The organism is Halospeciosus flavus, from assembly GCF_029814175.1.
GTDB lineage: Archaea > Halobacteriota > Halobacteria > Halobacteriales > Halobacteriaceae > Halospeciosus > Halospeciosus flavus.
The window spans coordinates 336863-362170 of record NZ_CP122312.1 but is presented as its reverse complement, the minus strand read 5'-3'; the positions used below and the strand labels follow the sequence as shown (position 1 = coordinate 362170).

Here is a 25308-nt window from a genome sequence, read left to right as displayed (position 1 = left end):
GAGCGAGTGCGATGCTCCTCATCCAGAAACTCGAATATGCGTCAAGGAATCGATCATGGCCGAGTAGTAGTGTCTCACTGAAACGGAAAGCTGGCCGGAAGTTACTACTGCTATTGCTCGGAATCGTGAGTTCCTATGCAATTATCGGTACTTCCCAACCGACGTGAGCAGCGAGCTGAAGCGTCGCTCTGATTGAGGAGGATGTCCGGTTCAGAAGTGTGCTAGAACTACCCGAACCGGACGGTGTACTTTCGGCAGCAGATGTGAAAGAAGTAGCGGCTGACGTGATTGGACAGCTTCCGATGGAAGGAATCGAGGGCTCGCCCCTCGATTCCGGTGATATCTGGCCTGTCGTCACTATGGCCAGCGTCAACCAGTCGTCCGTCTGGGAGGTCACGTCCCAGACGGACGACACGCCCTGCGACGATACCGTCATGGAGTGGCTCCATACGCTCCAGCGTCACCAGCTCGAAATGGCCGCTAACCTCCTGTTTCGCCATCTCGCTCTGACGATTCTCGACCCTGACCGGTCGAGAATCGTCTCCATTGACTTCGTCGATAACCCCTATCACGGCTCTCCGGACGAGGACAGTGGTGAACTCTGCAAAACCACACCAACCGACGGAACCACGACCTGTCACCGCTACTGTACCGCGTACGTCGTCTCGAACGGGAAGCCAGTGACGCTGGCACTCACCTACGTCCGCAGCGACGAGAAGGAAGCCGACGCGGTCGAGCGCGTCCTCGACCGCGTCGGCACCTATCCCTTCGAAATCGATCTCTTGCTCGCTGATCGCGGCTTCTACAACGAACGGGTAATTCGTCGCGCACGCGACCTGCGACGACGGTGATCCCTGTCCAAAAGAAGGGTGAGCGGATGAAGGACAAGCTCGCCACGCACTGCTCGTACATGACGACCTATCGCATGTACAAAGGAAGCGAGCGGGAACTGCGCTTCCCGCTCGCGGTCTCTGTCTCCTACCAGAACGGTGACCGAGGTAAGCATGGCGAGGTCGTTCGTGGGTACGTGGCGTGCGATCTCGGAGATCGCACGCCTACACAAGTCGAACGACGCTATCGGAAACGGTCGGCAATAGAGACGAGTTACCGGCTGTTTCGCCAAGCACGAGCAACAACGACAACACAAGACCCGATCGTCCGGTTTGCGTTCGTGATCGTGAGCTTCCTGCTGGAGAACCTGTGGCTCGTGCTGCGATGGGCGGTCGTCGCCCGCCCACGGCGGGGCGGGCGCGACCTGCCCGAGCAGTTCACGTTCCAGACGTTCTGTGACTGGATTCGCCACGAGCTGGAAGCGGAGTTAGAGCGGCGGTGGGAGATCGAAATGAACGGTGTCGGCGTTCCCGACACGTACGGCCCGGCCGCGGGCTGACGGCCAGCCCGCGGCCTCGGGCCAGCGAGTCGTCAGCAGCAGCACTCGTCAAAAACCGCTTTGACAACCGTTCTTGTCACTGTCTCTGTTCAAATTCAGACCGATGCTTCGATTCACTCAGCTACTGCTCCGAGATTGAACGGCTCACACCAACTCAACTCGACTTCCGAATCCTCGATTGGGAAGTACCGACGGTGTGTATTGCTCGACCGTGTCTTCGTACTCCTGATACCCAGCGATCAACAACATCGTCAACCCGACGATTCCGACGATAACCGTGAGTGCATACGCAGCCATCAGTTGCAGACAGTAGGCCGACCCAGCACAGAGCCCGATGATTTCGAACTCCTCTTCGTGAGCGAATCCGAGTACGAACGCGAACCAAGCGATTCCCAACAGTCCGCGATCGGCGTCAGCATCCGGATCAGCATCGTGGTCATGGGAATGGCCGCCGACTCCGCTGAGCCGAGCTTTCACCCGCTCGAGGACTCCACGCGAGCCGGAGTCTTGTGTCGACGACGTCGAGTGGTCGTGGGGCGTGAAGTGGCCACCTGGATGCTCGTCCTGAGCGTGAGAGTGGCCACGATTGTGCTCGTGCGAATGGTCGTGAGTGTGTCCCTGCTCGTACGAATGATCGTGAGAGTGGCCGTGTGTGTACTCTCGAATACCGAGGCCAATGAGCAACACACCGGCGACGATACTCACCGGGCCGCCGATAGCGACGCCGCCGATCGAGATCGGTTCGTTCAGTTGGGTCAGCTGGAAGTACGACTTCGCGTAAAAGAACACGCCGACCATCGCCAGACTGCTCACGAGGTGCCCGATACCGAGGAGAGAGCTCGCGGCGAACCCGTAGAGCCACTTGTTGGACTGATCGAGCGCATAGCTCGCAGCGACCGGCCACCCGTGTCCAGGTTCGATGCCGTGCACGAATCCGAGTGCAATCGCGCCGACTATAGTAGTCGTTAGAACTTTCCGCACGGATACTGTGATAGTACGTAATGGACCACCTTGACGAGATCTCTGTCGAAGAACTCCAAGAGGCTCTTGACAACGTGGACGGGAAGAAGCCGACAAAACGGCTGTTAGCGGCGATTGCGTACAAAAACGATGTCACGCAGACCGAGCTAGCTGAATGGCATGATACCGGTCGTCGAACGATCTACTGGCTCAAGCGACTCGACACCGACGAGTCGCTTGAGCACGCCGTTACTGATGATAAACGAACTGGGAGAAAGCGGAAACTCTCAGAACCACAGCAACAAAAGTTCGAAGACGCAGTCCACGATCCTCCCGAGGAGGTTGGGATCGACGCGCCGGCGTGGACGCCGGCGCTCGCCCAAGAATTTCTCGCGGACACCTTCGACGTTGAGTACTCAATCCCCAGCTGCCGGCGGCTGTTGAAAGAAGCGGGATTGAGCTATCAAAAACCACGCCGGACAGCCGCCGAAGCCGACGAAGACGAGCAAGAGGAGTTCCACGAAGAGCTCAAAAAAAGCGGCGGGAAATGGACGCCACCGTAGTCTGTATCGATCAAACCAAGAAATCCGTGCAAGTTGAGCCGCGTGCCGCGTGGTTTCCGCGCGGCACGCGGCCCTCCGTTGAACTCTCTGGACAACGCGAGTGGACGTGTTTGCTCGGTGCGATCACCGAAAACGGTGATCGCTTCTTCTCCCGATTTACCGAGTACGTCACGGCCGAACACGCGAAACATTTCATTTTAGCGTTATACGAAGAATTTGAGAAAGACTTGCTCATCGTCCTCGATGGAGCGTCGTATTTCCAGTCGGCCGTCACGGACCTCGCGGACCGTGACGGCCTTGATTTCGTGACGTTACCATCGTACTCACCGGAGCTAAACCCTGTCGAGGAGTGCTGGAGACAGCTCCAAGCATCTCTGAGCAACTGCTTCTTTGACTCACTTGACGAGCTTACAACCGCGATCGATACCGCTCTTGACCAACTCTCTATCCCAAAAGTGAGCAACTATTTCTAATCGGTACTATAGCAGTGGAAGCGCCTCGCCGTTGAGCATTCACACAGACTTCGGTCAGCATCGAGTATAGCGGTTGTTAAGACGAAAACGATCATCCTGTAATAATCGAGGACTCAAGACAGTAGGAGACCAACTGGGAAGTATGCGAACGAGTCTGAACGTATCTGAGGATATTCTCGACGAGTTCGACGAGACGTGGCAATCCGAAGGTCTGGACTCTCGATCACGGGCGATTCGGGAGGCGATGCAGGAATACATCGAAGGCCATTCACAACTCGAGGAGGTTTCGGGAGAGGTCGTCGCCGTGCTGGCCTTCGACTACCAACACCACGAGGTGATTCACGATCTGCATTCCGTCCAGCACCAGTTTCAGGACGCAATCGAGACGATGAGCCACACCCATCAGGGCGATTGGTGTCTGGAGACGGTCTTCTGCCACGGCGATGCGGCGCGGGTTCGGGAACTCGTGTATCGGCTCCGGGACTTCGACGGCGTCGGTCGCGTCAAGACGATGCTCCTCCGAGATACTGCACCGGCCGACTCGGCGTGAGGACTACAGTCTCCTCGCACTACATACCGTATCCCGGGCGAACGACGTCGACGCCTCTGTCGAAATCCTCGGTCAATAGGTTCTGGCGTGGATCGACAGAGACGAGAGAAGGTTATCCATCGGTTGGCTGAACGTCGCTCCTATCTTGGTGGGTCCGGAACGAGCCACGCCGGAACGACCCGAGTGAGAACGACCATTCCGCAGAGTTCGACGAGTGTCTGTGTGACGACGACGGCAGGGGCTAATTCGTAGCCCGCCGGAAGTGCCAGCGCTAACGGGAGCACGACCAACGAATTTCGAGTGACAGACGTGAATACGAGTGCGCGACTCTCACCAACGTCCATCCCGAACACTCCAGCCGCCAACCGTCCGAGGACCGGCATAACGACGAGAAACGCGACGTACACCGGAACCACGACCGCAATCTGCCCGATTGAATCCTGAACTCGAGGGAGTTGCGAGGCGATAACGACGAACAGCGTGACGCCCATCATCGGCACTGGCAACCACCCCATCGTCTCCTGCCACGATTCGCCGCTCGGAGACCGCTCCGCCCACGCCTCGGTGAGCCACGCGAGCGTCAGCGGGAGTGCGATGAGTAGCAGAAACGCCTCGATGAACGGGCCTGCTTCGATGACCTCTGCGACCTCGGTTCCCACGAACAGCCAGAGGTATACTGGGAGCAACAGAAGCTGTACCAGCATCAGGGCCGGCGTCGTCGCGGTGATTTGCTCGGAGTTACCACCCGCGAGTGCAGTGAAGGTGATGACGTAGTCGATACACGGCGTCAGGAGTACCATGAGCACGCCGACGAGGATGACCGGATCAGGCGGGAGAAATCGGGTGAGGCCCCAGACGACGATAGGGACGACGAGGAAATTCACTCCAAGTGCTGCCGCGATAAACCGTCCGTTCCGAAACGCATGGCGGAGCCGAACGAACGGAATTTCGAGAAACGTTACGTACAACAGAACCGCGAGCACGGGATCGATAAGCCCCTCGATGAAGGTGGCCGACTCAGGGAGACCGATGCCGACACCTATCGCCAGCACGACCGAGACCGCGTAGACCGCAGCTTGGTGCTGGTGGAGCCACCTCTTTGCGTCCATTCGTGTACTAATCCAGGGATGAGGATATACCGTCTTTGCGATATCGAGAGTCCAACTGTTTACGCTACCCAAACGTTCACGTCCGTGCCGCCGACAGGTCAAGAGACCCAGATGGACAAGGACGAGATCATGACGGAAATCGTCACGAGCTATCGCGAGTACGAGGAAGACGACGATATCGTCAGTTTCGACATTTCTGTCGAAGAGCCGTACAACCACTACGGCGAACGCGGCGTGGTCGATATCTACGTCGACCAGACGCACAGCGATGGTGGTGACCCGGACGACTACATCTTCGAGATGACGTCCGATGCGACTCTCGACGCCGTGACTGGAGCCAACGAGATCCTCCGACAGTTTCAGCGGATGGTCAAGTACTTCTACGAGGACGACGGTCACTCCTTCTACCACCAAGATTTCCGGAACCCAGATCGGCATCCAGTCTCGTTCTGTCTCGTGTTTGCACCTACAACGAGATGTGTCAAACACGTCTTCGACAACCTCGAACTCTACGCGGAGACTGCCGAAACGACGTTCCTGGACAGTGCAGCGGTCAAGAAACGTATCGGTTTCTACCTTGACTCCGGTCTCGGCACGAAAATCGCCCCGCTGCCAGTCGACTCGGTGAACGGAAACGGATTTGCTCACCACACTCACCAGGACCCTCAGCTCCGGCGCGCCGTCAAGAACGCCGATATCGACTACGAACTCCCACCGAGAGGCGATGGATGACGATTAAGCAACCCGGCTAAGGCCGTAGGTTTTCCACCCGTGACTTGTCCAACCAGGTCGTTATATCCGTTCTGGGACAGTGTGTCGGAACAGCCTTCATGGTTTCACTGCTCGTCATCGTTGGGCTACTCGTCGCCGCGTTCGTCGGATTCAACATCGGCGGCTCGTCGACAGGTGTCGCGTTTGGTCCGGCCGTCGGGAGCCGACTCGTCAGAAAGGCAACCGCAGCAACGCTCTTCAGCGTGTTCGCCTTCCTCGGGGCGTGGACGGTCGGCCGCAACGTCATCGTGACGATGAGCGAAGGGATCGTACCAGCCGCACAGTTCACCCCAGTGGCTGGTGTCGGCGTCCTGTTTTTCACTGGCCTCTCACTGCTAATCTCGAACCTCTATGGCGTCCCCGCCTCGACGTCGATGACCGCCGTGGGGGCGATCGTTGGCCTCGGACTCGCGACGGGCTCGCTCAACGAGGCACTGATGTTCACAATCGTGTCCGCGTGGATTGTTGCCCCGCTCATTGGACTCGGTATCGGCGCAGTCATCGGACGGTACATCTACCCACAACTCGAAGCTCGCCTATCGTTCACGCGCTTGGAACGACAGCTGCTACAGATCGACCGCTCGGGCCGGATTCCCCGCGTCCGATTCAACACGAACGCATCTCGGCGTGACCTCGTTGGATCGGCGCTGGTGCTAGGAATCGCCTGCTACATGGGCTTCAGTGCGGGAGCCTCGAACGCCGCGAACGCGGTTGCCCCGCTCGTCGGCAACGGTGCAGTCACCGTCGACCAAGGCGTGCTCCTCGCGGTCGCGGCCATCAGCCTCGGCGGGTTCACGATCGCCCGGCGTACTCTCGCAACGGTCGGTGACGGTATCACAGATCTCCCCATTCTGGCGGCGCTCATCGTCTCTACAGTGGGGGCAACGATCATCACCATCCTCTCGTACTACGGCATTCCGGCGAGCCTTGCAGTGAGCACGACCTGCTGTATTATCGGTCTCGGGTGGGGGCGAGCGAGTCGAGCTGTCACGCTCACAGAGCTCGCCACGCCACCCACCGATGTCGAGCAGGCGCCAAATCTCACGACTGGCGCCCTCGCCGCCTCGTCGACGGAAGAGAACAAGCCAGCAGGTCCGACTGTGGGCGAGCTTGCCTCCGGCGAGGGACCGGGCGTCGAAGATCAACAAGACGAATCGCCATCAGTCCCGCCGATCGGCGAGGAGGACATCGAGGAACTGACTGCCGAGAGCCTGTTCGATCCGGCAGCGACGAGTCGAATCGTCATCCTCTGGATCCTCACACCGTCGCTGTCGGTCGTGGGATCGTACCTTCTCTTTGCGCTCCTACTTTGACGTCCTCCACACGGCTGAAGCCGTGGGTTTCCGCGCTGCTACCACTATCACCCATGCAGGGAATCTCACAGCGTTAGCTGCAGGTGACCGTCAAGAAGATCTGTGCGTCGGTCACTTGATTCGGACGTCGATGAGGGTCCCAATATCGTGGGTTGGAGGACTATACTGAGCATAAAAATCCGACTCATACGCGCGTTTAAGACACTCTTCGGTCCTCTCGACGTCGACTACGACTGTCGGAAGACCATCCCACGGTGGAAGGACCTCTTCTGCACGACCTTCGTCAATCGCCTGCTCAATTTCTTCCTTCGACATTTTAGGCTCTTCATCAACCCACTTTCTCGACGCCCGAATATGCACGATACAGCGTTCCGGTCGATCGTCCATTGGTTCTGTATACACGACTGCCGGGTCGATTCCGACACGCTCGAGTTCACCCATCTCGATTGCTGCAGAGCACATAAGTACTCCCTCGATTTGTTCGACCGCAGCGTGCTGTATCGTCGCGTTCAGCGTTGCCTTCGGAAGAGTATCGCTTTGATACGAGTGTCCATCATACTTCGCTGTCGGGACGCTGATAGTATCTCCAAACCGTAGGACTACGTCACGGCCTTCGGCATTACAGAGTGTTCGAACAAGTGAGGCTGTTCTTGGAGACTCCTCCGTGGAACTATTCATACATCACTCCACTAACGGGTTCAGATGGCCGAACGACTTTTACGTTGACTCCAGCCCCGCGTTTGGAAACGGTGACGAGAGCACTGTTGCACGACTGGTTTGACTTCACCATTAAGATGGTCTTCGTCATCGGTTTCAAAGAGATTTCTCATCGGACACATCCACTAGATTTGGTTGAGCGCCCCATGGCTAACCCCGCGAGTTTTCTTCGGTCTCTCGTATCTCCCACGAGCACGACGATCGGAGCGACTTGACCTACTCAATTCTCGAGTACTACAGAGATTCAAGGAGAAATCTCACGATTGCAGTCGTGGGAGCGGTCACCCGTAGCCTTCACAGTGGATGCTATCCTTCGGGATTCCGAGTCGTCGTGCCGCTGTCTCGAGACCGTACACCATCGCGTTGATCCCACAGGCGTACACTTCGGCCACGTGAGGATCGATACGCGCGGAGGTATCTGTTTCAGGACGATCGGCGAGCATCTCGGCCATGTGGCCGCCGAACGCTGCATCCTGAAGCGCTCGTTCGTCGACGTACTTCACCATCGCGTCCTGGATATACTCCGTTTCACCACCCCACTCAGAGAGCCACGGTTCTCGAGACAGACACGAGATATAGTGGAAGTTATCGTGTTCTGCCGACAGTGCTCGAAACGCATCGTGATAGGGAAGATCGTCTTCCCACGCAGCACCGAGGAAGAGCCAGACGTCGCGTTCTTCACCTCGGAACGTATCCCGACCCTCCTCGAAGGTGTAGTCGATCATACTCTTCATCGGCGCGACTCCAGTGCCGGTCGCGAGAAAGACCATGTCGCGTTTCGACGGGCCTTCGAGTAGCAGATTGCCGTGTGGACCCCGAACTGCGAGTTCGTCGCCGACTGAGAGTTCCTCACAGAGCCGTGGGGAGAGTCGCCCATCGGGGACGCGACGGATACAGAGTTCTGTGTGATCTCGGTTGGGCGAACTGGCGACGGAATACGCACGCGTTCGGTCGCCAAATCGGATCGAGAGGTACTGTCCAGCAGCGAACTCGATCGGTTCGTCGGTCTCGAACTCGATCCGGACTAACGCCGGACGTGCTCTCTCGAAACGGTCGTGAAAGGCCCCAATCTGTGGCGCTAACCGCCGACTGGCTTGCGATGCCTCCTCGAAGACGCGTTCCCAATCGATCGGACCTTCTTTCGCGACGACGTCTTTGAATCCATACTTTGCTCCAAGCTTCCGGAGCCGTGCCCGGATTTCCACCCGCCGGTCACGATCCATCGCCTCGACGGCCGTCACCTTCGCCGACTTCGAAACCAACGGCAGTGACTTAGCGTGGTCGTGTTGGGATTTGTGCTCCCGAATAGTCACGTCCTCTCAAACGGTCGAGAAGTACCTCAAGGTTTGGTATCCGTGAGGATGGGCCCTAGAAGGTCGAGTACGAGGTGTGAACGACTGGAACAGTGTTGGAGTCAGTATCAGACGGGATTTCGAGATGACGGTCCACTAGACCGAGCGTCGGGCTTCACACCCGACTTCGGTGGGCCGGAAACTCGCCTGTCGGAGTTGTTCACAGGTCGCGGTACACGTCGCGCAACCGTTCGGCATCGCGTCCCCAGTGGTACGTCTCCTCGACCGCCGCGCGTCCGTTCCGGCCGAACCGCGTCGCGAGCGCTCGGTTCTCGGCGAATTCGGCGAGCACGCCGGCGAGGGCACTCGCGTCACCCGGCGGGACGACGCGGCCCGCGTCTGCCCCGTCGACGACTCGTTCGAGTGGGGCGAGAGCGGAGACGACGACCGGCCGACCCATCGACATGTACTGGAAGAGTTTGTGTGGGATCGTCGTCTCGGTGTGGGGCGTCGCGGCGTGCGGGACGAGTCCGGCGTCGGCGGCGGCGACGTAGTGCGGGACGTCGTCGAGGTCGACCCATCCAGTGAACGTCACGCGCGACGCAACGCCGAGGTCGGTCGCGAGGTCCCGGAGGTCGGCCATCTTCGGTCCGTCGCCGACGAGGAGAAGTTCGACACTGTCGCCGGTCGCTGCGAGCGCCCGTATCGCCGTCTCTAGCCCGCGGTGTGGACCGAAGCCACCGACGTAGGCGGCGGTAAACCGGTCGTCGTCGAGACCGTCGACAGAGGCGGGTTCGACAGACTCGGGGTCGAACACCTCCTGGTCGACCGTGTTCCCGACGACTTGCGTCCGGAGCGGCGGGACGCCGCAGTCCCGGCAGTAGTGCTCGCGGGCTTCCTCGACGACGGTCACGACGCGGTCGGCCTCCGGGACGACGCGGCGCTCGCGGCGCTTCAACCGCGAGACCGGGAGGAGTGCCCGCTTGGCGGCGGTGAGGGGGTTCTCCCGGACGCCGGGTCCCTCGCGACGCCACTGTCGCACCGATTCCGGGTAGTTCTCGTGGAGGTCCGCGACCACCGGGAGGTCGCGCCGGTGGCCCACGACGAGTCCCGTCCGGAGCAACGGCAGGTCGTGGACGTGGAGTACGCTCGCGTCGAAGTCGTCGACGACGCGGTCGACGGCGAGGAGCCACCGAGGATGGACACCGACGGCCGTGTCGACTGCGGCGCTCGCGACGTTGGCCACCCGTGCACGTGGCCCGTCACGTTGGACGCGGACGACGGGAATCCCGTCCGCGACGTCGACGCGTTCGCGCGTCGGTTCGCCCCCATCCCCGTCACCGCTTCCGCGACAGACGACCACGACCTCGTGGCCTGTCTCGCGGAGTGCACGGATCTCCTTCTCGACACGGACGTCCCGCGGGAACGGGTCCGGGAGGACCATACAGATTCGGTGAGTGTCGGTTTCCCCGGACTCGGACTCGGACACCGACTCGGACCCAGTCATGTGTCGACTTCGGTGGCCAGTATCTCGGCGATGCGCTCGCCGGCGTCACCGTCGCCGTAGAGGTCGGTCGCGCCACACATCGCGTCGTGGCGCTCGTCGTCGCCGTAGACGGTGTCGAGATGCTCGGCGAGTTCCCCCGGTTCGACGAGTTCGTTCACGCCGGCCGCGACGGTCTCGGGACGCTCGGTGTTCGGCCGGACGGTGAGACACGGCGTCGAGAGGATAGAGGCCTCTTCCTGGACGCCGCCGGAGTCGGTCGCGACCACGCGGGCGGTGGCCAGCAGGTCGAGGAAGTCGAGGTAGTCGAGTGGATCCGTGAGGATCAACGACCCCGACGGCTCGAACTCGAACGCCTCGACGGCGTCGGCCGTCCGCGGGTGAACCGGGAAGACGACGGGGAACGCCCGTGTGTCGAGGGCCTCCAGGATGTCGCGGAGTCGGTCCGGGTCGTCGGTGTTCCGGGGTCGGTGGACGGTGGCGACGGCGTACTCGCCTTCACGGAGGTCGAAGCGGTCGAGTGCGTCCGACTCGCGGGCGGCGATAGGCCGGTGTTCCAGGCAGGCGTCGACGACCGTGTTGCCGGTGACGTACACCCGTTCGTCGAGGCCCTCGGCGTCGAGGTTGGCGGCGGCGTCCGCCGTGGGGGCGAACGCGAAGTCCGCGACGCGGTCGGCGAGCACTCGGTTCACCTCTTCGGGCATCGAGCGGTCGTCGCTGCGGAGACCCGCCTCGACGTGGCCGAAGACGGGATCGAGTTTACTCGTCGCGACGGCGGCCGAGAGGACGGCGTTCGTGTCGCCCTGCGCGAGGACGGCCGCGGGCTCGCGACGCCGCACGACTTCCTCGACGTCGGCGAGGGCGTCGGCGGTCTGGACGGCGTGGCTCGCGCTGCCGACCGAGAGGTGTTCGTCGGGTTCGGGGAGACCGAGCGTCCGGAAGAAGTCGCCGCTCAACTCGTCGTCGTAGTGCTGGCCGGTGTGGACGACGGCGGGCGTCAACTCGGGTTCGTCCGCGACGGCGCGGAGGACGGGTGCCGTCTTGACGATCTCCGGACGGGTGCCGAGCACGAACAGGACTTCGGCGGCCGCGGTGGTCATCTGTCGGCGATTCGGCCACAGTGGGGTTTAGTATGCGCCGCCTTACCGGCGGTCGCTCGGGCAGTCGCGGTTAGCCCGTCGGTTACTATCGGCGTCGGGGGACTAGCCGACGACGATGCCATGGCGCTGGTGAGCGCACTGATTCCGACGTACAACCGCGCGGAGTTCGTCACAGGGGCCGTCGAGACGGTCCTGAACCAGACGTACGACGACGTCGAGGCAGTCGTCGTCGACGACGGCTCGACCGACGGGACGCGTGACGCGCTCGCCCGCTACGCCGACGACGACCGGGTACGGGTCCACTCCAACGACGAGAACCGCGGCATCGCGTACAGTTTCAACCGTGCGGCCGACCTCGCCGACGGGGAGTTCTACTGCATCCTCGGCGACGACGACCGGTGGCACCCGGAGAAAGTCGAACGGCAGGTTGAACGGATGCGCGAACGCTCCGACGAGTACGGCGTCGTCTACACGGCCGGTATCATCACGGCCGACGGGCGCGTGGCGCGTCGCTACACCCCGACTCGGCGAGGCGACATCTATCCCGATATCCTCGCCGGCTTCGACCTCCACCCCCACTCCGGTCACATGCTCCGCCGCGAGGCGTTCGAGGCCGTCGACGGCTTCGACACGGACTTTCCGCGGGGGTCGACTGGGAGATGTGCGTCCGGCTCGCCCGAGAGTACGCCTTCGACTACGTCGACGAACCGCTGGTCGAGCGGACCAGACACGGCGACAACGTCTCGGCCGAACCCGAACAGGTGACGGTGAACCGCCTGATGTGGGAGAAACACGGCGACGAGATTCGCGCCCACCCCGCCGTCGAACGCGAGTTCCGGGGGAACTGGGCACGAAACCGCGCGTTCGTCGCACTCGACCGCGGTGCGTGGCGCGAGGCCGTCCGCGCCGGTAGTGAGGCGCTCCGACGGCATCCGACTCCACAGAACGCGCTCACGTTCGGGCTGGCCGTCGGCGGGCCGGTGGCGTTCACCGCCGCAGCCCACACCCGCCGACTCGTCGCGGACGTCCGCAGCCGACTCGACACGTCCGACGAGCGCCACATCGCGGGCGGTGAACTCGACGGCTGACGGACACGTCAGAGAGCTCACGGTGCAACAGGAGGTCGAACAGGTCGTCGGACACCGTGAGGTCGAGTTCGACCTGACGTGTCTCGCGGTCGAACGTCGCGTGTTCGACTTCGACCAGTGACTCGAGCGTCCGGAGGACGTCCTCGGGGTCCACCTGGTCGTTCGGGTCGTCGTCGGTCGATTGGTCCACCCGGTCGCCGAGCGAGAGGCTGAACTCGCCGTCGTCGAGCGAGACCAGTGCGGTGTCGAGGGTCGTTCGGTACTCGTTGCACTCGTCGGCGACCGGCCAGTTGGTCGGTTCGACCAGTCCCAACTCGCCGAGTTCGGAGAGGCGCCGGTAGACGGTCGACTCGGAGACACCGCACTCGGCCGCCAACTCGGCGACCGTCGTGCTCTCCGCGTCCGCCGACCGCAGAATCTGCCGACAGGTCTCGTCACCGAGCGCGTCCAGTATCTCGGTGGGGTCGGGGAGTCTGCCTCCGTCGACGTCTCGGCGCCCCCGGCCCGACCGGGTTGCGAAGGCATATTCGAGATAGTCTACGAGATAGATTAAAAATCTATTCTATAAATTCCCTATACATACAGGAGATATAATTTCGTGTCGGCGTCACTCGACGGTGACGCACTTCGCGAGGTTGCGCGGCTTGTCGATGGGGCGGCCGATGCGGTCGGCGGCGTGGTAGGCGAACAATTGGAGTTGGACGTTGGCGAGGACGCCGGCCACGTCGGGGTGGGTGTCGGGGAGTTCGAGGAGGTGGTCGACACGCTCGGCGAGCGCACCGGTCGGGTCGGCGCCGATGCCGACAACTGGGGCACCACGGGCGCTGACCTCCTCGACGCTCGTCAGGAGCGCCTCGTCGTCGTAGCCGGTGAACACCGCGAATACGGGTGTCTCCGTGGTGACGAGGGCGAGCGGACCGTGTTTCAACTCCGAAGCGGCGAACCCTTCGGCGTGCTCGTAGGTAATCTCCTTGAACTTCAGTGCTCCTTCGAGTGCGACGGACCGGCCGGTTCCCCGGCCGATGAAGAAGTAGGCGTCGCTGTCGTCGAACTCGCGGGCAATCGATCGGACGGGGGAGTCTTCGATGGTCTGCTCGACCAGCGGGGAGGCGTTCGAGCGCGGTGAGTCGTTCGTCGATGTCGTCGCTGTGGGCCCCAACCGTGTCGGTGTGGAGGCGCTCGCGGAGGAGTGCAAGTGTCGCGATCTGGGCGGAGAAGGTCTTCGTCGCGGCGACGCCGACCTCCGGGCCGGCCCGAATGAAGAGGCTGTCGTCGCAGTCGCGGGTCGCGGTCGAACCGACGACGTTCGTGACCGCGAGCGTCCGGGCACCGTGTTCGTTCGCTCGTCGGACCGCCTCAGCGTGTCGGCCGTCTCGCCGCTCTGCGTGACGGCGACCACGAGCGTCCCCTCGTCCGGTTCGGGCGTCCGGTCGGCGTACTCTCCGGAGAGGTAGGCCTGTGCCGGAATCCCCCAGTCGACGACGCTGGCGCCGTACATCGCGGCGTGGTAGGACGTCCCCATCCCGACGAAGTGGACACGCTCGACGCCGGCGAGTGAGTCACGTGGGAGCGACTCCAGGTCGGCCGGCGTCCGTCGGTCGTCGGTCCCGACCCGACCACGGATCGCCTGTCGGAGTGCGGTCGGTTGTTCTTCGATCTCTTTCCGCATGAAGTGGTCGTACCCGCCTTTGGCTGCTCCCTCGGGGTCCCACTCGACGGTCTCGGGGGCGCGTTCGACCGGTTCGCCGTCGGCGTCGGTCAGCGTCACGTCCGTCGGTGTCAATCGGGCGAACTCGCCGTCGTGGACGTACAGGACGGGGTCGGTGTGCGGGAGGAACGCCGGGATATCGCTCGCGAGGAAACTCCGATCCGACCCGAGTCCGACGACGAGCGGTGACCCGTCGCGAGCGGCGTACACCGTGTCGTCGGACCCGACGATGCCCGCGACCGCGTAACTCCCCGAGAGGCGGTCGACGGCGGTACGGAACGCGTCTTCGGGTGTCGCGCCCGCCGCGAGTGCCTCCTCGACGAGGTGCGGAATGACCTCCGTGTCCGTCTCGCTCTCGAAGCGGTGGCCCGCCTCCCGGAGTTCCGCCCGGAGGTCGGCGTAGTTGTCGAGGACGCCGTTGTGGACGACTGCGACGTTACCCGTGCAGTCGGTGTGCGGGTGGGCGTTCTCGTCCGTCGGCGGGCCGTGGGTGCTCCACCGGGTGTGGGCGATACCCGACGACCCGTCGAGTTCGTCCTGCTGGACCGACTCGCAGAGCGTCGAGACCTCGCCGGCCCGTTTGGCGACCGAGACGTCCCCGTCGTCGGCGACGGCGACGCCCGCGGAGTCGTACCCCGGTACTCCAGTCGCCGCAGGCTCCCCAGCAGCGTGTCGAGACACCCCTCGCGGCCGACGCAGGCGGCGATGCCACACATCAGCCACCGACCTCCCACGGGTCGACCGTACGCGTGCACCCGTCACGCGACGCGCCCCTCGTGTGCAGAGTAATCACGTTCGACGTGGCGGGCGTTCGACCCTTTGTTATAGAGATAGTAAGGCGAATCTCACCGTCTCGCCGTCGAGCAGTCGCTGTCGGCGGATATCGAAGTACGCACAGACTGCCAGGAAGGAGGGCTCGGTACGGACGCGAAGTGGACTACTCGCGGGATGCGACGAAGCCGACGGCCGCTCCGAGGAGCGCCCAGACGGTCTCGGGCACGCGGCGGAGACCTGGGACGCCGACGAGTCCAGCGAGCGCCGCGAGACCGGTCACGCTCGCGAGGAGTCGGTGAGTCGACTTGTCGTCGCGGTGGTCGAACGAACTCGGGAGCGACGCGGGCGCGGGTCCGGACTCGGCGTCGCGGGGGGACCGCTCGTCGTGCTCGGCGTCGGCCCCGGGGTCTGTGTCGCCTGCCGTGTCGGCCGCGTCAGTCTCGCTGGTGTCCTCGCTGGTCGGCACGTCGAGGTACGGGTCGAGCTGGTCCGCGGCGTCGAGGCGTTCGACGTCGCCGCGGTGTTTCTCGAAGTCGACGACGCCGGCGTCGGCGAGTTTCGGGAGGTGACACTGGTAGAGACCGATGTACACGCGCTTGCGCTGGGCCGAGGAGAGTTCGCGGATCTCGATGTCGTTCTCCTTGGCGGCGATGCGCTCGGCGAGGTCACTCAGCGTCGACTCGCCGTCGGCCTCCAGGAGGTAGCGCAGCGCGTCGCGGCGCCGTCGGTTCTTCAGCAACTCGAACATCTCGTCTTTCGAGAGCGTGTATGACTCGGCGGTGTTCGAGTCCGTGTCGGTACTCACGGCTGTCTGTGCGTCTTCTCGGGGGGAGTCGCTCTTGCTCATGGTCTGTGCCGGGGACGGTGCTGGCTGTCCGACACCGTCTCGGACGGAACGGTGTCTCCCTGGTGCCCCCTGGCCGCGTAAACGCTCGACCGGATCGTGTATGAAGCCTTTCACGAGTCACGCCGAACGAAACTCACTCGCACCTCGTACGAACGACGGCCGTTACAGACTCTATAACGAAAGCCGAACGCCGCAGAGAGTCAGACGTGCGATACTCGTCGGCACGTGTGGTCGAAGATGGCTGAGCCGTCGCGCCGCGCCGTCGCAGCCGGTGTCGCGACGGCCACGCTCGCCGCGGGGACGACAGTTCTCCCGGCAGGGTCGGCCCTCCGCCTCGCGTTCGCGCTCGCGCTCGTCGGTCTCCTCCCGGGCTACGCGCTGACGACGGCGCTCTTCCCGGTCGGTCTCTCACCGGTTCGACGGGCGGCGTCCGCGCTCGGATTCAGCCTCGTGCTCGTCCCACTGGTCGGACTGGGACTCGCCGCACTCGGCGTGCCCCTCGACCGACTTCCGTTCCTCGTCGCCATCACGGGCCTCACGCTCTGTCTCCTCGGCATCGGCGTCTCTCGCCGTCGTCAGGTGGATGCCGACGCCGACAGCGACACAAGCGGCGACGGACAGTTCGACTCGCTCGACGCCGACAGGGTCGAACGGTGGGTCTCCGGTGAGACACCCCTCGACACCGGTCTCCGTATCGCGGTCGTCGCCACAGCCGTCCTCGCGACGACGGCGCTCCTGATCGGGGTCGTCGCACCGTACGACGGTACCACCTACACAGAGACGGCCCTCTTCACGGAGAACGAGTCTGGCGCCCTCGTCGCCGGCAACTACCCGACCGACCGGAACGCGGGCGACGTCGACCCACTCGTCTACCGCCTCGTGAACCACGAGGGGCGCGCCGTCGACTACGGCGTCGTCTACTCCTGTCAACGCGTCGGGTCAGGCGGGTCGGTCGAGGAGGCGGTCGAACTCTCGCGGCTCACCGAGCGCGTCGAGGCGGGCGGGTCGCTCCGTATCACCGACCCGCCGACGTGCCCGCTCGACGGCGAGCGCGTCCGACTCGTCTTCTCGCTCTACCGTGGGTCGATTCCGGACGACCCCTCGATGGACGAAGACTATCGAACACTCACGCTCTGGGTGAACACGCCGACGAACGCCTCGAACACGACCGCCACGACTACCCGCCCGGCACGTGTCAGTCGGGGCTAACCATGTGGCCGTGGGAACACCTCGCCGTCGGATACGTCGCCGTCTCGATACTCTTCCGGTGGCACGGTCGGCGCGTCGGCGCGCTCGACGCCGTCGCCGTCGGGGTCGGCGCGGCCTTCCCGGACCTCGTCGACAAACCACTCGCGTGGGCGTTCGACGTCCTCCCGAGCGGGACGTCCGTCGCGCACTCGGTCTTCGTCGCCGTCCCGCTCGCGGTCGCGGTCTGGTTCGTCGCCGCTCGGCGAGATCGGCGGTCCGTGGGCGCCGCGTTCGCCGTGAGCTACCTCCTCCACCTGCCGTCGGACGCGCTGTACGGGCCGCTCACTGACGGGGGGTTCTCTATCCGGGCTTTCCTCTGGCCGTTCGTCGTCGGCTCCGGCGAGGGAAGCGGTGGATTCGCGGGGACCGTCGCACACTACTTCCTCGCCTACCTCCAGTTCCTCGGGACGCCGGAGGCGGTCGAGTACCTCGTCTTCGAACTCTTCCTGCTCGGGACGGCGACGGTCCTCTGGGTCGCCGACGGCGCGCCACCCCTCGACGCCGTCCAGCGGTTCGTCCGACGGCGCACGGAGTGACGGTCCGGGGGCGACCGCGGGCAGACGGGCTTACTCGCTCTATAACAAAGCCCGTTCCACTCCGCTCATTCGACAATGACGCCGTCTCTGCGAGCGCGTGCGAGACCGACCGCACCGCGCCAGCGACCGACGCAGTGGGACGAGGTGTGGGTGGAACTGGAGCGTGTCGACCACACGGCGACACGCCGGGAGACGGAACGATGAGCCGGGGCGACCACGAGTCGACGGCCCGACTGGGCGAAGACGTCGCCGTCGCGCCCGACGCCCGACTCTGCTGTGGGGGTGGCGCGCCGACCGAACTCGGCGACCACGCCGTCGTCCGCTCTGGGACTGTCGTCTACGGCGACGTCACCGCGGGCGACGGCTTCACGACCGGGCACAACGCTCTCGTTCGCGAGGAGACGACGCTCGGCGACGACGTCCTCGTCGGGACGAATACGGTCGTCGACGGCGCGACCGAGATTGGCTCGCGGGTCAGCCTCCAGACGAACGTCTACCTCCCGCGGGAGACGACGCTCGGCGACGACGTGTTCGTCGGTCCCGGTGCGGTCCTGACGAACGACCCCTACCCCGTCCGGCAGTCGGTCGACCTGGCCGGCCCGACACTCGAAGACGGGGTCTCCGTCGGGGCGAACGCGACACTCCTCCCGGACGTGACCGTCGGCGAGGGCGCCTTCGTCGCGGCCGGTTCGGTCGTCACCGAGGACGTGCCCGAGCGGACGCTTGCCGTGGGTGCGCCGGCGGACCACCGCCCGCTCCCGGAAGCGCTTCGTGGGGTGAACGACCTGTGACGGTCCCCATCGCCGACCCAGTGCTCGGGCAGGCGGAGAAAGAGCGCGTCGAGGCGGTCGTCGACGACGGACAACTCGCCGACGGCCCGGAGGTCCGGCGCTTCGAGGACGAGTTCGCGGACTTCTGTGGAACCGCCCATGGCGTCGCCACCTCCAACGGGACGACGGCGCTCCACGCGGCGCTCCACGCGCTCGGCATCGGGTCGGGCGACCGGGTACTCACGACGCCATTCTCGTTCGTCGCGACCGCCAACGCGGTTCGACACTGCGGCGCCGACGTCGGATTCGTCGACGTCGACCCCGAGACCTATGCACTCGACGCGGACGCGCTCGCCGCCCGCCTGCGCGAGTCGGGTGGAGACATCGACGCCGTCGTCGTGGTCCACCTGTACGGACTCCCGGCGGACGTCGGCCGCCTCCGCGACCTCGCCGACGAACACGACGTCGCACTGGTCGAGGACGCCTGTCAGGCCCACGGCGCCACCTTCGAGGGCGAGCGCGTCGGGTCGTTCGGCGACGTCGGCTGTTTCAGTTTCTACCCGACGAAGAACGCGACCGCCGGCGAGGGCGGGATGGTCGTCACCGACGATGCGGAGACCGCCGACCGCGTTCGGCAGTTCGTCGACCACGGGCAGGCGGCCGACGGCACTCACGAGACGCTCGGACACAACTTCCGGATGACGAGCGTCGCGGCCGCCATCGGCCGGGTCCAACTCGACCGACTCCCCGATTTCACCGAGACCCGTCGTGACCACGCTCGGTACCTGACCGACGCACTCGCCGACCTCCCGGTCACGACGCCGACCGACCCCCCCGGGCGCACGCACGTCTACAACCAGTACACGGTCCGCACCGACGACCGCGCGCAGTTCCGCGAGGTACTCGCCGACGCCGGCGTCGACACCGCGGTCTACTACCCGACGCCCATCCACCAGGAACCGGCCTACGACGGCGTCGACGTCGACGCCGACCTCTCACACGCCGAACGCGCCGCCAACGAGGTCGTCTCGCTCCCGGTCCACCCCGCACTCGACCGGGCCGACCTCGACCGGGTCGTCGCCGCCGTCCGCGACTACGCCGAGGAGTCCGACCGGCAGTCGTGCTCGGGTTCGGGGCCGACCACACTGGCGACCCGAACGGAGGGAGACACGTGAGCGACCGTCCGCTCTCCGTCGGCGTCGTCGGCGTGGGGTCGATGGGACGCAACCACGCGCGGGTCTACGGGTCGCTCCCCGGGGCCGACCTCGTGGGCGTCACCGACGAAGCGACCGACCGCGCGCGAGAAGTAGCCAGCGAGTACGGCACCGAAGTGCACTCGCTGTCGGCCCTCCTCGACCGTGCGGACGCCGTCTCGGTCGCCGTCCCGACGCCCGCACACGCCGACGTCGTTCGGCGGTGCATCGACGCCGGCGTCGACGTCCTCGTCGAGAAGCCGTTCGTCGCCGACGCCGAGGTCGGCGCGGACCTCCTCGCGGCGGCCGACGAGCGAAACGTGACGGTCCAGGTTGGCCACGTCGAGCGGTTCAACCCGGCAATCGACGCGCTGTTCGACCTGCTGGACGGGGAACGCCCACTCGCCGTCGAGGCCCACCGACTCGGCCCGCCGCTCGACCGCGACGTCGGCGACGGCGTCGTCCTCGATTTGATGATCCACGACATCGACGTGGTGCTGGCGCTGGCCGACGCCCCGCTCGCCTCCGTGTCGGCCTCGGGGACGGCCGACGGCGGCTACGCCACCGCACAACTCGCCTTCGAGGACGGTCTCGTCGCCACGCTGACCGCCAGTCGCGTCACCCAGCGGAAGGTCCGGACCCTCGACGTGACGACTCGCGACCGTCTCTTCGAGGTGGACTACACCGACCAGACGCTCCAGGCCCACCGCCACTCCCGGCCAGAGTACGAGTCCAGCGACGGCGACGTCCACTACCGCCACGAGAGTGTCACCGAACGCCCGCTCATCGCCTCCGACGAGCCACTCAAACGCGAACTGTCGTCGTTCGTCGATACTGTCGAGGAGGCCGGAGACCCGCGTGTGAGTGGCCAGGACGCCCTCCGCGCCGTCCAGTTGGCCCAGCGAATCGCGGGCCAGGCGGAGCGGACGCCCGAGTCGACCGAAGTCCCGGAGGTGGTGAAGTGACGGCCGACCGGCCGGCGGCGCTCTACGGGAGCGACGCTCCGGAGGACGTCCAGCGGACGGCGCTCACCGACGGGTCGGTCCCGGTCGCGGTGTACGGTCTCGGCAAACTCGGCCTGCCGGTCGCCACCGTCTACGCGGAGCGGACGGGGAACGTCGTCGGCGTCGACGTCGACCCGTCGGTCGTCTCACAGGTGAACGGCGGCGACTCGCCGGTCGCCCGCGAACCCGGACTCGACGAGGCGCTGGCCGAACAGGTCGCTCGCGGGCGGTTGCGGGCGACGACGGACGCCAGCGAGGCCGCCTCGGCCGCCGCCCTGCACGTCGTGGTCGTCCCGACACCACTCGCCGACGGTGGCGATTCCGACGGCGGACCCGATTCCGACACGGACCCGAAACCGGACCTCTCGCACCTCGATGCCGTCACCGAGGCAATCGGTGACGGACTCGACCCCGGCGACGCCGTCTTCGTCGAGTGTACCGTCCCTCCCGGGACCTGTGCCGAGCGCGTCCGGCCGCGACTCGCCGCCGAGAGCGGTCTCAACCCCACGCAATTCGGGGTCGCGGCCTGTCCCGAACGGGTGTCGAGCGGGCGCGCACTCGACGACGTCCGCGGAACCCACCCACGCGTGGTCGGCGGGGCCGACGACGAGTCGACGCGAGTCGCCCGCCTCGTCTACGACACGCTCGTCGACTCGGAAGTCCACCCGGTCGCGGACGCGGCCACCGCGGCCGCGTCGAAGGTGTTCGAAGGTGTCTACCGCGACGTGAACATCGCGCTGGCGAACGAACTCGCCAGTCAGACCGCGGACCTCGGCATCGACGTCCGCGAGGCCATCGCGGCGGCGAACACCCAACCCTACTGCGACCTCCACGACCCCGGACCGGGCGTCGGCGGCCACTGTATCCCGTGGTACCCCCACTTCCTGATGGACCGCGTCGAGGGGGAGACTCCCCTGCTGTCGACCGCGCGAGCGGTCAACGACGGGATGCCCGACTACACCGCCGAGCGACTCCGTGAGGCCCTCGCCGAGGAGGGGTCTCCCTCGACGGGGCCGAGGTGCTGGTCCTCGGACTGACGTACCGCGCCGACGTCGCCGAGACCCGCGCGACACCGGCCCGTCCGTTGGTCGACGCCCTGAACGCGGCGGGGGCGGCCGTCGTCGCGACCGACCCCTTCGTCGCCGCCGACGAACGCGAGGCCGAGACGTTCGCGGCACCGGTCGTCCCGCCGGCGGACGCGACGTCCCGGGACCCCGACGCGGTCGTCGTCGTCACGCCCCACCGCGAGTTCGAGTCGCTCGACTGGTCGGCGTTCGACGACCCGGTCGTCTTCGACGGGCGCGACGCCCTCGACGACGGGACGCCACACCCGACCTACACGCTCGGGCGGGGGTGGGAGTGATGTACCGCGAGCACACCGTCGGCGTCGTCGTCCCGGCGTACAACGAGGAGGGGTTCGTCGGCGACGTCGTCGACACCGTCCCCGCGTACGTCGACCGAGTCTACCCCGTCGACGACGGTTCGCGGGACGGGACGTGGCGGGAGATCCGCGACCGCGTCGACGGCCCGGTCGACCGCGACGGGGCCGACCCGGTACCGGCCGAACCGTCCGCCGACTCGATGACTGGAGGTGGAGAGACACCGGTCGCCGACGGGTACGGGCGTATCGTCCCGCTCCGCCACGAGACGAACCGCGGCGTCGGCGCGGCCGTGAAGACCGGCTACCGGCGGGCGCTCGAAGACGGGTGTGACATCGTCGCGGTGATGAACGGCGACGGCCAGATGGACCCCGACGTGCTCGACCGCCTGCTCGACCCCATCGTCGACGGACGGGCGGACTACGCCAAGGGCGACCGCCTCCAGTCGCGCCAGACCTGCGCGGAGATGTCGACCTGGCGGCTGTTCGGCAACGGCCTGCTCACGATGCTCACGAAGGGCGCGAGCGGCTACTGGCGGATGACCGACTCGCAGAACGGCTACACCGCCATCGCCGCCGAGACGCTCGACCAGGTCGACCTGGACGACCTCTACGACGACTACGGTTTCCTCAACGACCTGCTCACGGCGCTGAACGTCCGGTCCGCTCGCGTCGCGAACGTCCCCCACACCGCCGTCTACGGCGACGAGCGAAGCGACATCGCCTACTCCACCTTCGTCCCCTCGCTGTCGCTGCTCCTCGCGCGGAACTTCGGCCGGCGACTGCTGTTGCGCTACCTCGTCTTCGACTTCCACCCGCTCGTCTTCTGCTACCCGTTGGGCGTCGCGGGCCTGCTCGTCGGTGGACTCTCCCTCGTCGCGGCCGCCGGACCGCTCGATGGCGGTCGGGCCCTCCTCGGTGGCCTCCTCGCGGCGCTCTCGTTCCTCGTCGGCGCGTTCGTCCTGCTGGTGGCGGTCGTCCTCGACGTCCACGAGAACGACCCCCTGGAGGTGGAGCCGTGACGCGCGTCCTCTCGGTCGTCGGTGCGCGCCCGCAGTTCGTCAAGGCGTTCCCCGTCTCGCGGGCGCTCCGCCGTCGCCACGAGGGCGTGCTGGTCCACACCGGCCAGCACTACGACGAGGAACTGTCGGACGTGTTCTTCGAGGAACTCGACATCCCCGAACCCGACTACAACCTCGGCGTCGGCTCCGCACCCCACGGCGAGCAGACCGCGGCGGTGATGCGCCGTCTCGACGACGTCCTCGACGCCGAGGACCCGGACGTCGTCCTCGTCTACGGCGACACGAACTCGACGCTCGCGGCCGCGCTCGTCGCCGGCAAACGCGACACCGCCCTGGCCCACGTCGAGGCGGGTCTCCGCAGCGGCGACCGCTCGATGCCCGAGGAGGTGAACCGCCTGCTCACCGACCACGTGGCCGACCACAACTACGCCCCCGCCGAGGGTGCGGCCGACCAACTCCGCGCCGAGGGCGTCGCCGGCGAGGTGTTCGTCACGGGCGACGTGATGTACGACGCCGTCCTCGCGGCCCGCGACCGCGATTTCGGCGGGTCGACCGCGCTCGACGACCACGGCGTCGACCCCGACGAGTTCGTCCTCGCGACCGTCCACCGCGCGGCGAACACGGACGACCCTGAGCGCCTCGCGAGCGTCCTCGACGGCCTGGCCGCGACCGACGACCCCGTCGTCCTCCCGCTCCACCCGCGGACCGAGAACGCCCTCGACGAGTACGGACTCGCCGAGCGCGCGGCCGCCGAACTCGACCTGGTCGACCCGCTGGGCTACCTCGACTTCCTCCGCCTGCTCTCGGCGGCGCGGACCGTCGCCACCGACTCGGGCGGCGTCCAGAAGGAGGCGTTCTACCTCGACACGCCCTGTGTCACGCTCCGCGAGGAGACGGAGTGGGTCGAGACGGTCGACGCCAGGTGGAACACCCTCGTCGGCGCCGACACCGCGGCTATCGTCGACGCCCTCGACGGTGAGCGGCCACGCCCCGAGAAACCCTCACTCTACGGCGACGGCGACGCCGCAGGCCGCATCGCGGAGGCGCTCGACCGTGTCGAGTGAAGAGTACCCCTTCGCGCTCTGTCTCACCCACGACGTCGACCGGCCGACCAAGACCTACCAGGCGATTTCGGGCGCGCTGGGGGCGCTCGGTCGAGGGTCCCCCTTGCGAGCGGGCTACCACCTCCGGACGCTCGCCGCCAACGGGGACGCGGACCCCTACTGGCAGTTCGACCGCATCTTGGACCTCGAAACCGACCTCGGCGTTCGCTCGGCGTTCTACTTCCTCGACGAACCGAGTCTCCTCCGCGACGCGCCCGAATCGCTCGCCTCGCCCCGGCGCTGGATCGAGCACGCCGGCCGCTACGACCCGACGACCGGCGAGATCGCAGACGTGATCCGTCGCCTCGACGACGGCGGGTGGGAGGTGGGCCTCCACGGTTCGTACGGGTCGCCCGACGACCCCACACGCCTCGCCGCCGAGAAACGGGCGCTGGAGTCGGTCCTCGGCCACGAGGTGTCGGGCATCCGCCAGCACCACCTCCGCCTCGACCCCGCGACGTGGCGCCACCACGCCGGTCTCGGCTTCGACTACGACGCCAGCCTCGGCCTGACCGACGACGTCGGCTTCGCCTACGGCTACCGGACGCAGGAGCCACTGTCGGGGTTCCAGGTGTTCCCGCTGACCGCGATGGAAATCGCGTTCCCGGACCCCGGCGACTCGTACCCGGCCGCCATCGCGGCCTGCGAACGCCTGCTCGGGGAGGCCGAGCGGGAGGGGGCCGTCTTCACCGCGCTCTGGCACCCGCGACTGTTCAGCGAGCGCGAGTTCCCCGGCTACAGCAGACTCTACCGTCACCTCGTCGAACGCGCGCTGGAGATGGGGGCGTGGGTCGGCACGCCCCGGGCGTACCTCGAGGAGCAACCGCTCGGCCCCCTCGGCGGCGCGGGCCGGGCGACGGATTCGGCGTGAGAGCGCGACACCCATATCTCGTCA

At 65.6% G+C, this 25308-nt stretch carries 23 protein-coding genes and 3 pseudogenes; 17 read left to right on the top strand and 9 right to left on the bottom strand.

The window, feature by feature from the left end:
* Window positions 1-218 precede the first annotated feature (218 nt).
* A pseudogene (locus tag P0Y33_RS01765) lies at window positions 219-1390 on the top strand (ISH3 family transposase).
* A 144-nt stretch (window positions 1391-1534) separates the two neighbouring features.
* On the opposite strand, the gene P0Y33_RS01760 reads toward P0Y33_RS01765, so the two are convergent.
* Window positions 1535-2371: a sulfite exporter TauE/SafE family protein gene (locus tag P0Y33_RS01760; RefSeq protein WP_279528859.1), complete on the bottom strand. Its 837-nt coding sequence runs from the start codon at window positions 2369-2371 to the stop codon at window positions 1535-1537.
* Window positions 2372-2391: 20 nt separating this feature from the next.
* Between P0Y33_RS01760 and P0Y33_RS01755 the strand changes: the two genes are divergently transcribed.
* From P0Y33_RS01755 to P0Y33_RS01745, 3 genes are all read left to right on the top strand, one after another.
* A complete protein-coding gene (locus P0Y33_RS01755) occupies window positions 2392-2913 on the top strand; it encodes a winged helix-turn-helix domain-containing protein (RefSeq protein WP_279528858.1) in 522 nt (173 codons plus the stop codon).
* On the top strand, window positions 2805-3386 hold the full coding sequence (locus P0Y33_RS01750; RefSeq protein WP_279530068.1) for an IS630 family transposase: 582 nt from the start codon (window positions 2805-2807) through the stop codon (window positions 3384-3386). The genes P0Y33_RS01755 and P0Y33_RS01750 overlap by 109 nt, the downstream gene beginning before the upstream one ends.
* 142 nt (window positions 3387-3528) lie before the next feature.
* Window positions 3529-3936, top strand: a complete 408-nt coding sequence (locus P0Y33_RS01745) for a CopG family ribbon-helix-helix protein (RefSeq protein WP_279528857.1) — start codon at window positions 3529-3531, stop codon at window positions 3934-3936.
* A 140-nt stretch (window positions 3937-4076) separates the two neighbouring features.
* Here the strand turns inward: P0Y33_RS01745 and P0Y33_RS01740 are convergent, their stop codons facing one another.
* Window positions 4077-5045 (bottom strand): arsenic resistance protein, encoded by a 969-nt coding sequence (locus P0Y33_RS01740; RefSeq protein WP_279528856.1) that lies wholly within the window; start codon window positions 5043-5045, stop codon window positions 4077-4079.
* A 111-nt stretch (window positions 5046-5156) separates the two neighbouring features.
* On the opposite strand from P0Y33_RS01740, the gene P0Y33_RS01735 reads away from it, so the two are divergent.
* Entirely contained in the window at window positions 5157-5777 is a 621-nt protein-coding gene (locus P0Y33_RS01735; protein ID WP_279528855.1) for a hypothetical protein, read from the top strand.
* Window positions 5778-5875: 98 nt separating this feature from the next.
* Window positions 5876-7129 (top strand): inorganic phosphate transporter, encoded by a 1254-nt coding sequence (locus P0Y33_RS01730; protein WP_279528854.1) that lies wholly within the window; start codon window positions 5876-5878, stop codon window positions 7127-7129.
* Window positions 7130-7240: 111 nt separating this feature from the next.
* On the opposite strand, the gene P0Y33_RS01725 is transcribed toward P0Y33_RS01730, so the two are convergent.
* From P0Y33_RS01725 to wecB (P0Y33_RS01710), 4 genes are all read right to left on the bottom strand, one after another.
* Window positions 7241-7807, bottom strand: coding sequence for a hypothetical protein (locus tag P0Y33_RS01725; RefSeq protein WP_279528853.1), 567 nt, complete (start codon window positions 7805-7807; stop codon window positions 7241-7243).
* Window positions 7808-8127: 320 nt separating this feature from the next.
* Window positions 8128-9069: an FAD-binding oxidoreductase gene (locus P0Y33_RS01720; RefSeq protein ID WP_279530067.1), complete on the bottom strand. Its 942-nt coding sequence runs from the start codon at window positions 9067-9069 to the stop codon at window positions 8128-8130.
* 289 nt (window positions 9070-9358) lie between these two features.
* Entirely contained in the window at window positions 9359-10645 is a 1287-nt protein-coding gene (locus P0Y33_RS01715) for a glycosyltransferase family 4 protein (protein WP_279528852.1), read from the bottom strand.
* Window positions 10642-11742, bottom strand: coding sequence for a non-hydrolyzing UDP-N-acetylglucosamine 2-epimerase (gene wecB, locus P0Y33_RS01710; protein ID WP_279528851.1), 1101 nt, complete (start codon window positions 11740-11742; stop codon window positions 10642-10644). Before wecB (P0Y33_RS01710) ends, P0Y33_RS01715 begins: the two co-directional genes overlap by 4 nt.
* A 120-nt stretch (window positions 11743-11862) precedes the next feature.
* On the opposite strand from wecB (P0Y33_RS01710), the gene P0Y33_RS01705 reads away from it, so the two are divergent.
* Window positions 11863-12507, top strand: a complete 645-nt coding sequence (locus tag P0Y33_RS01705) for a glycosyltransferase family 2 protein (protein WP_279528850.1) — start codon at window positions 11863-11865, stop codon at window positions 12505-12507.
* Entirely contained in the window at window positions 12402-12830 is a 429-nt protein-coding gene (locus tag P0Y33_RS01700) for a hypothetical protein (RefSeq protein ID WP_279528849.1), read from the top strand. Before P0Y33_RS01705 ends, P0Y33_RS01700 begins: the two co-directional genes overlap by 106 nt.
* A 343-nt stretch (window positions 12831-13173) precedes the next feature.
* Here P0Y33_RS01700 and P0Y33_RS19065 read toward each other — a convergent pair.
* From P0Y33_RS19065 to P0Y33_RS01685, 3 genes and pseudogenes are all read right to left on the bottom strand, one after another.
* A pseudogene (locus tag P0Y33_RS19065) lies at window positions 13174-13245 on the bottom strand (hypothetical protein); the annotation flags it as partial.
* Between the two features lie 192 nt (window positions 13246-13437).
* Entirely contained in the window at window positions 13438-15219 is a 1782-nt protein-coding gene (gene glmS, locus P0Y33_RS01690) for a glutamine--fructose-6-phosphate transaminase (isomerizing) (protein WP_279528847.1), read from the bottom strand.
* Window positions 15220-15475: 256 nt separating this feature from the next.
* On the bottom strand, window positions 15476-16159 hold the full coding sequence (locus tag P0Y33_RS01685; RefSeq protein WP_279528846.1) for a DUF7344 domain-containing protein: 684 nt from the start codon (window positions 16157-16159) through the stop codon (window positions 15476-15478).
* A 237-nt stretch (window positions 16160-16396) separates the two neighbouring features.
* Here P0Y33_RS01685 and P0Y33_RS01680 point away from each other — a divergent pair, with 237 nt between their 5' ends.
* The 9 genes and pseudogenes from P0Y33_RS01680 (at window position 16397) to P0Y33_RS01640 (ending at window position 25284) form a co-directional block, all read left to right on the top strand.
* Window positions 16397-17368 (top strand): DUF1616 domain-containing protein, encoded by a 972-nt coding sequence (locus P0Y33_RS01680; RefSeq protein ID WP_279528845.1) that lies wholly within the window; start codon window positions 16397-16399, stop codon window positions 17366-17368.
* Between the two features lie 2 nt (window positions 17369-17370).
* On the top strand, window positions 17371-17943 hold the full coding sequence (locus P0Y33_RS01675; protein WP_279528844.1) for a metal-dependent hydrolase: 573 nt from the start codon (window positions 17371-17373) through the stop codon (window positions 17941-17943).
* A gap of 200 nt (window positions 17944-18143) precedes the next feature.
* The gene (locus tag P0Y33_RS01670; RefSeq protein WP_279528843.1) at window positions 18144-18734 is read left to right on the top strand and encodes a DapH/DapD/GlmU-related protein; all 591 of its coding nucleotides are present in this window, start codon (window positions 18144-18146) and stop codon (window positions 18732-18734) included.
* Window positions 18731-19888 carry a DegT/DnrJ/EryC1/StrS family aminotransferase gene (locus P0Y33_RS01665; RefSeq protein WP_279528842.1) on the top strand — a complete coding sequence of 386 codons (1158 nt, stop codon included), beginning with the start codon at window positions 18731-18733 and terminating at the stop codon, window positions 19886-19888. The genes P0Y33_RS01670 and P0Y33_RS01665 overlap by 4 nt, the downstream gene beginning before the upstream one ends.
* Entirely contained in the window at window positions 19885-20871 is a 987-nt protein-coding gene (locus P0Y33_RS01660; RefSeq protein ID WP_279528841.1) for a Gfo/Idh/MocA family protein, read from the top strand. The genes P0Y33_RS01665 and P0Y33_RS01660 overlap by 4 nt, the downstream gene beginning before the upstream one ends.
* Window positions 20868-22273 (top strand): annotated as a pseudogene (locus P0Y33_RS01655) (nucleotide sugar dehydrogenase). The gene P0Y33_RS01660 and the pseudogene P0Y33_RS01655 overlap by 4 nt, the downstream one beginning before the upstream one ends.
* Entirely contained in the window at window positions 22273-23310 is a 1038-nt protein-coding gene (locus tag P0Y33_RS01650) for a glycosyltransferase family 2 protein (RefSeq protein ID WP_279528840.1), read from the top strand. Before P0Y33_RS01655 ends, P0Y33_RS01650 begins: the two are co-directional and overlap by 1 nt.
* Window positions 23307-24374, top strand: coding sequence for a non-hydrolyzing UDP-N-acetylglucosamine 2-epimerase (gene wecB / locus P0Y33_RS01645; RefSeq protein WP_279528839.1), 1068 nt, complete (start codon window positions 23307-23309; stop codon window positions 24372-24374). The genes P0Y33_RS01650 and wecB (P0Y33_RS01645) overlap by 4 nt, the downstream gene beginning before the upstream one ends.
* Window positions 24364-25284: a polysaccharide deacetylase family protein gene (locus P0Y33_RS01640; RefSeq protein WP_279528838.1), complete on the top strand. Its 921-nt coding sequence runs from the start codon at window positions 24364-24366 to the stop codon at window positions 25282-25284. Before wecB (P0Y33_RS01645) ends, P0Y33_RS01640 begins: the two co-directional genes overlap by 11 nt.
* The last annotated feature ends 24 nt before the right edge of the window (window positions 25285-25308 follow it).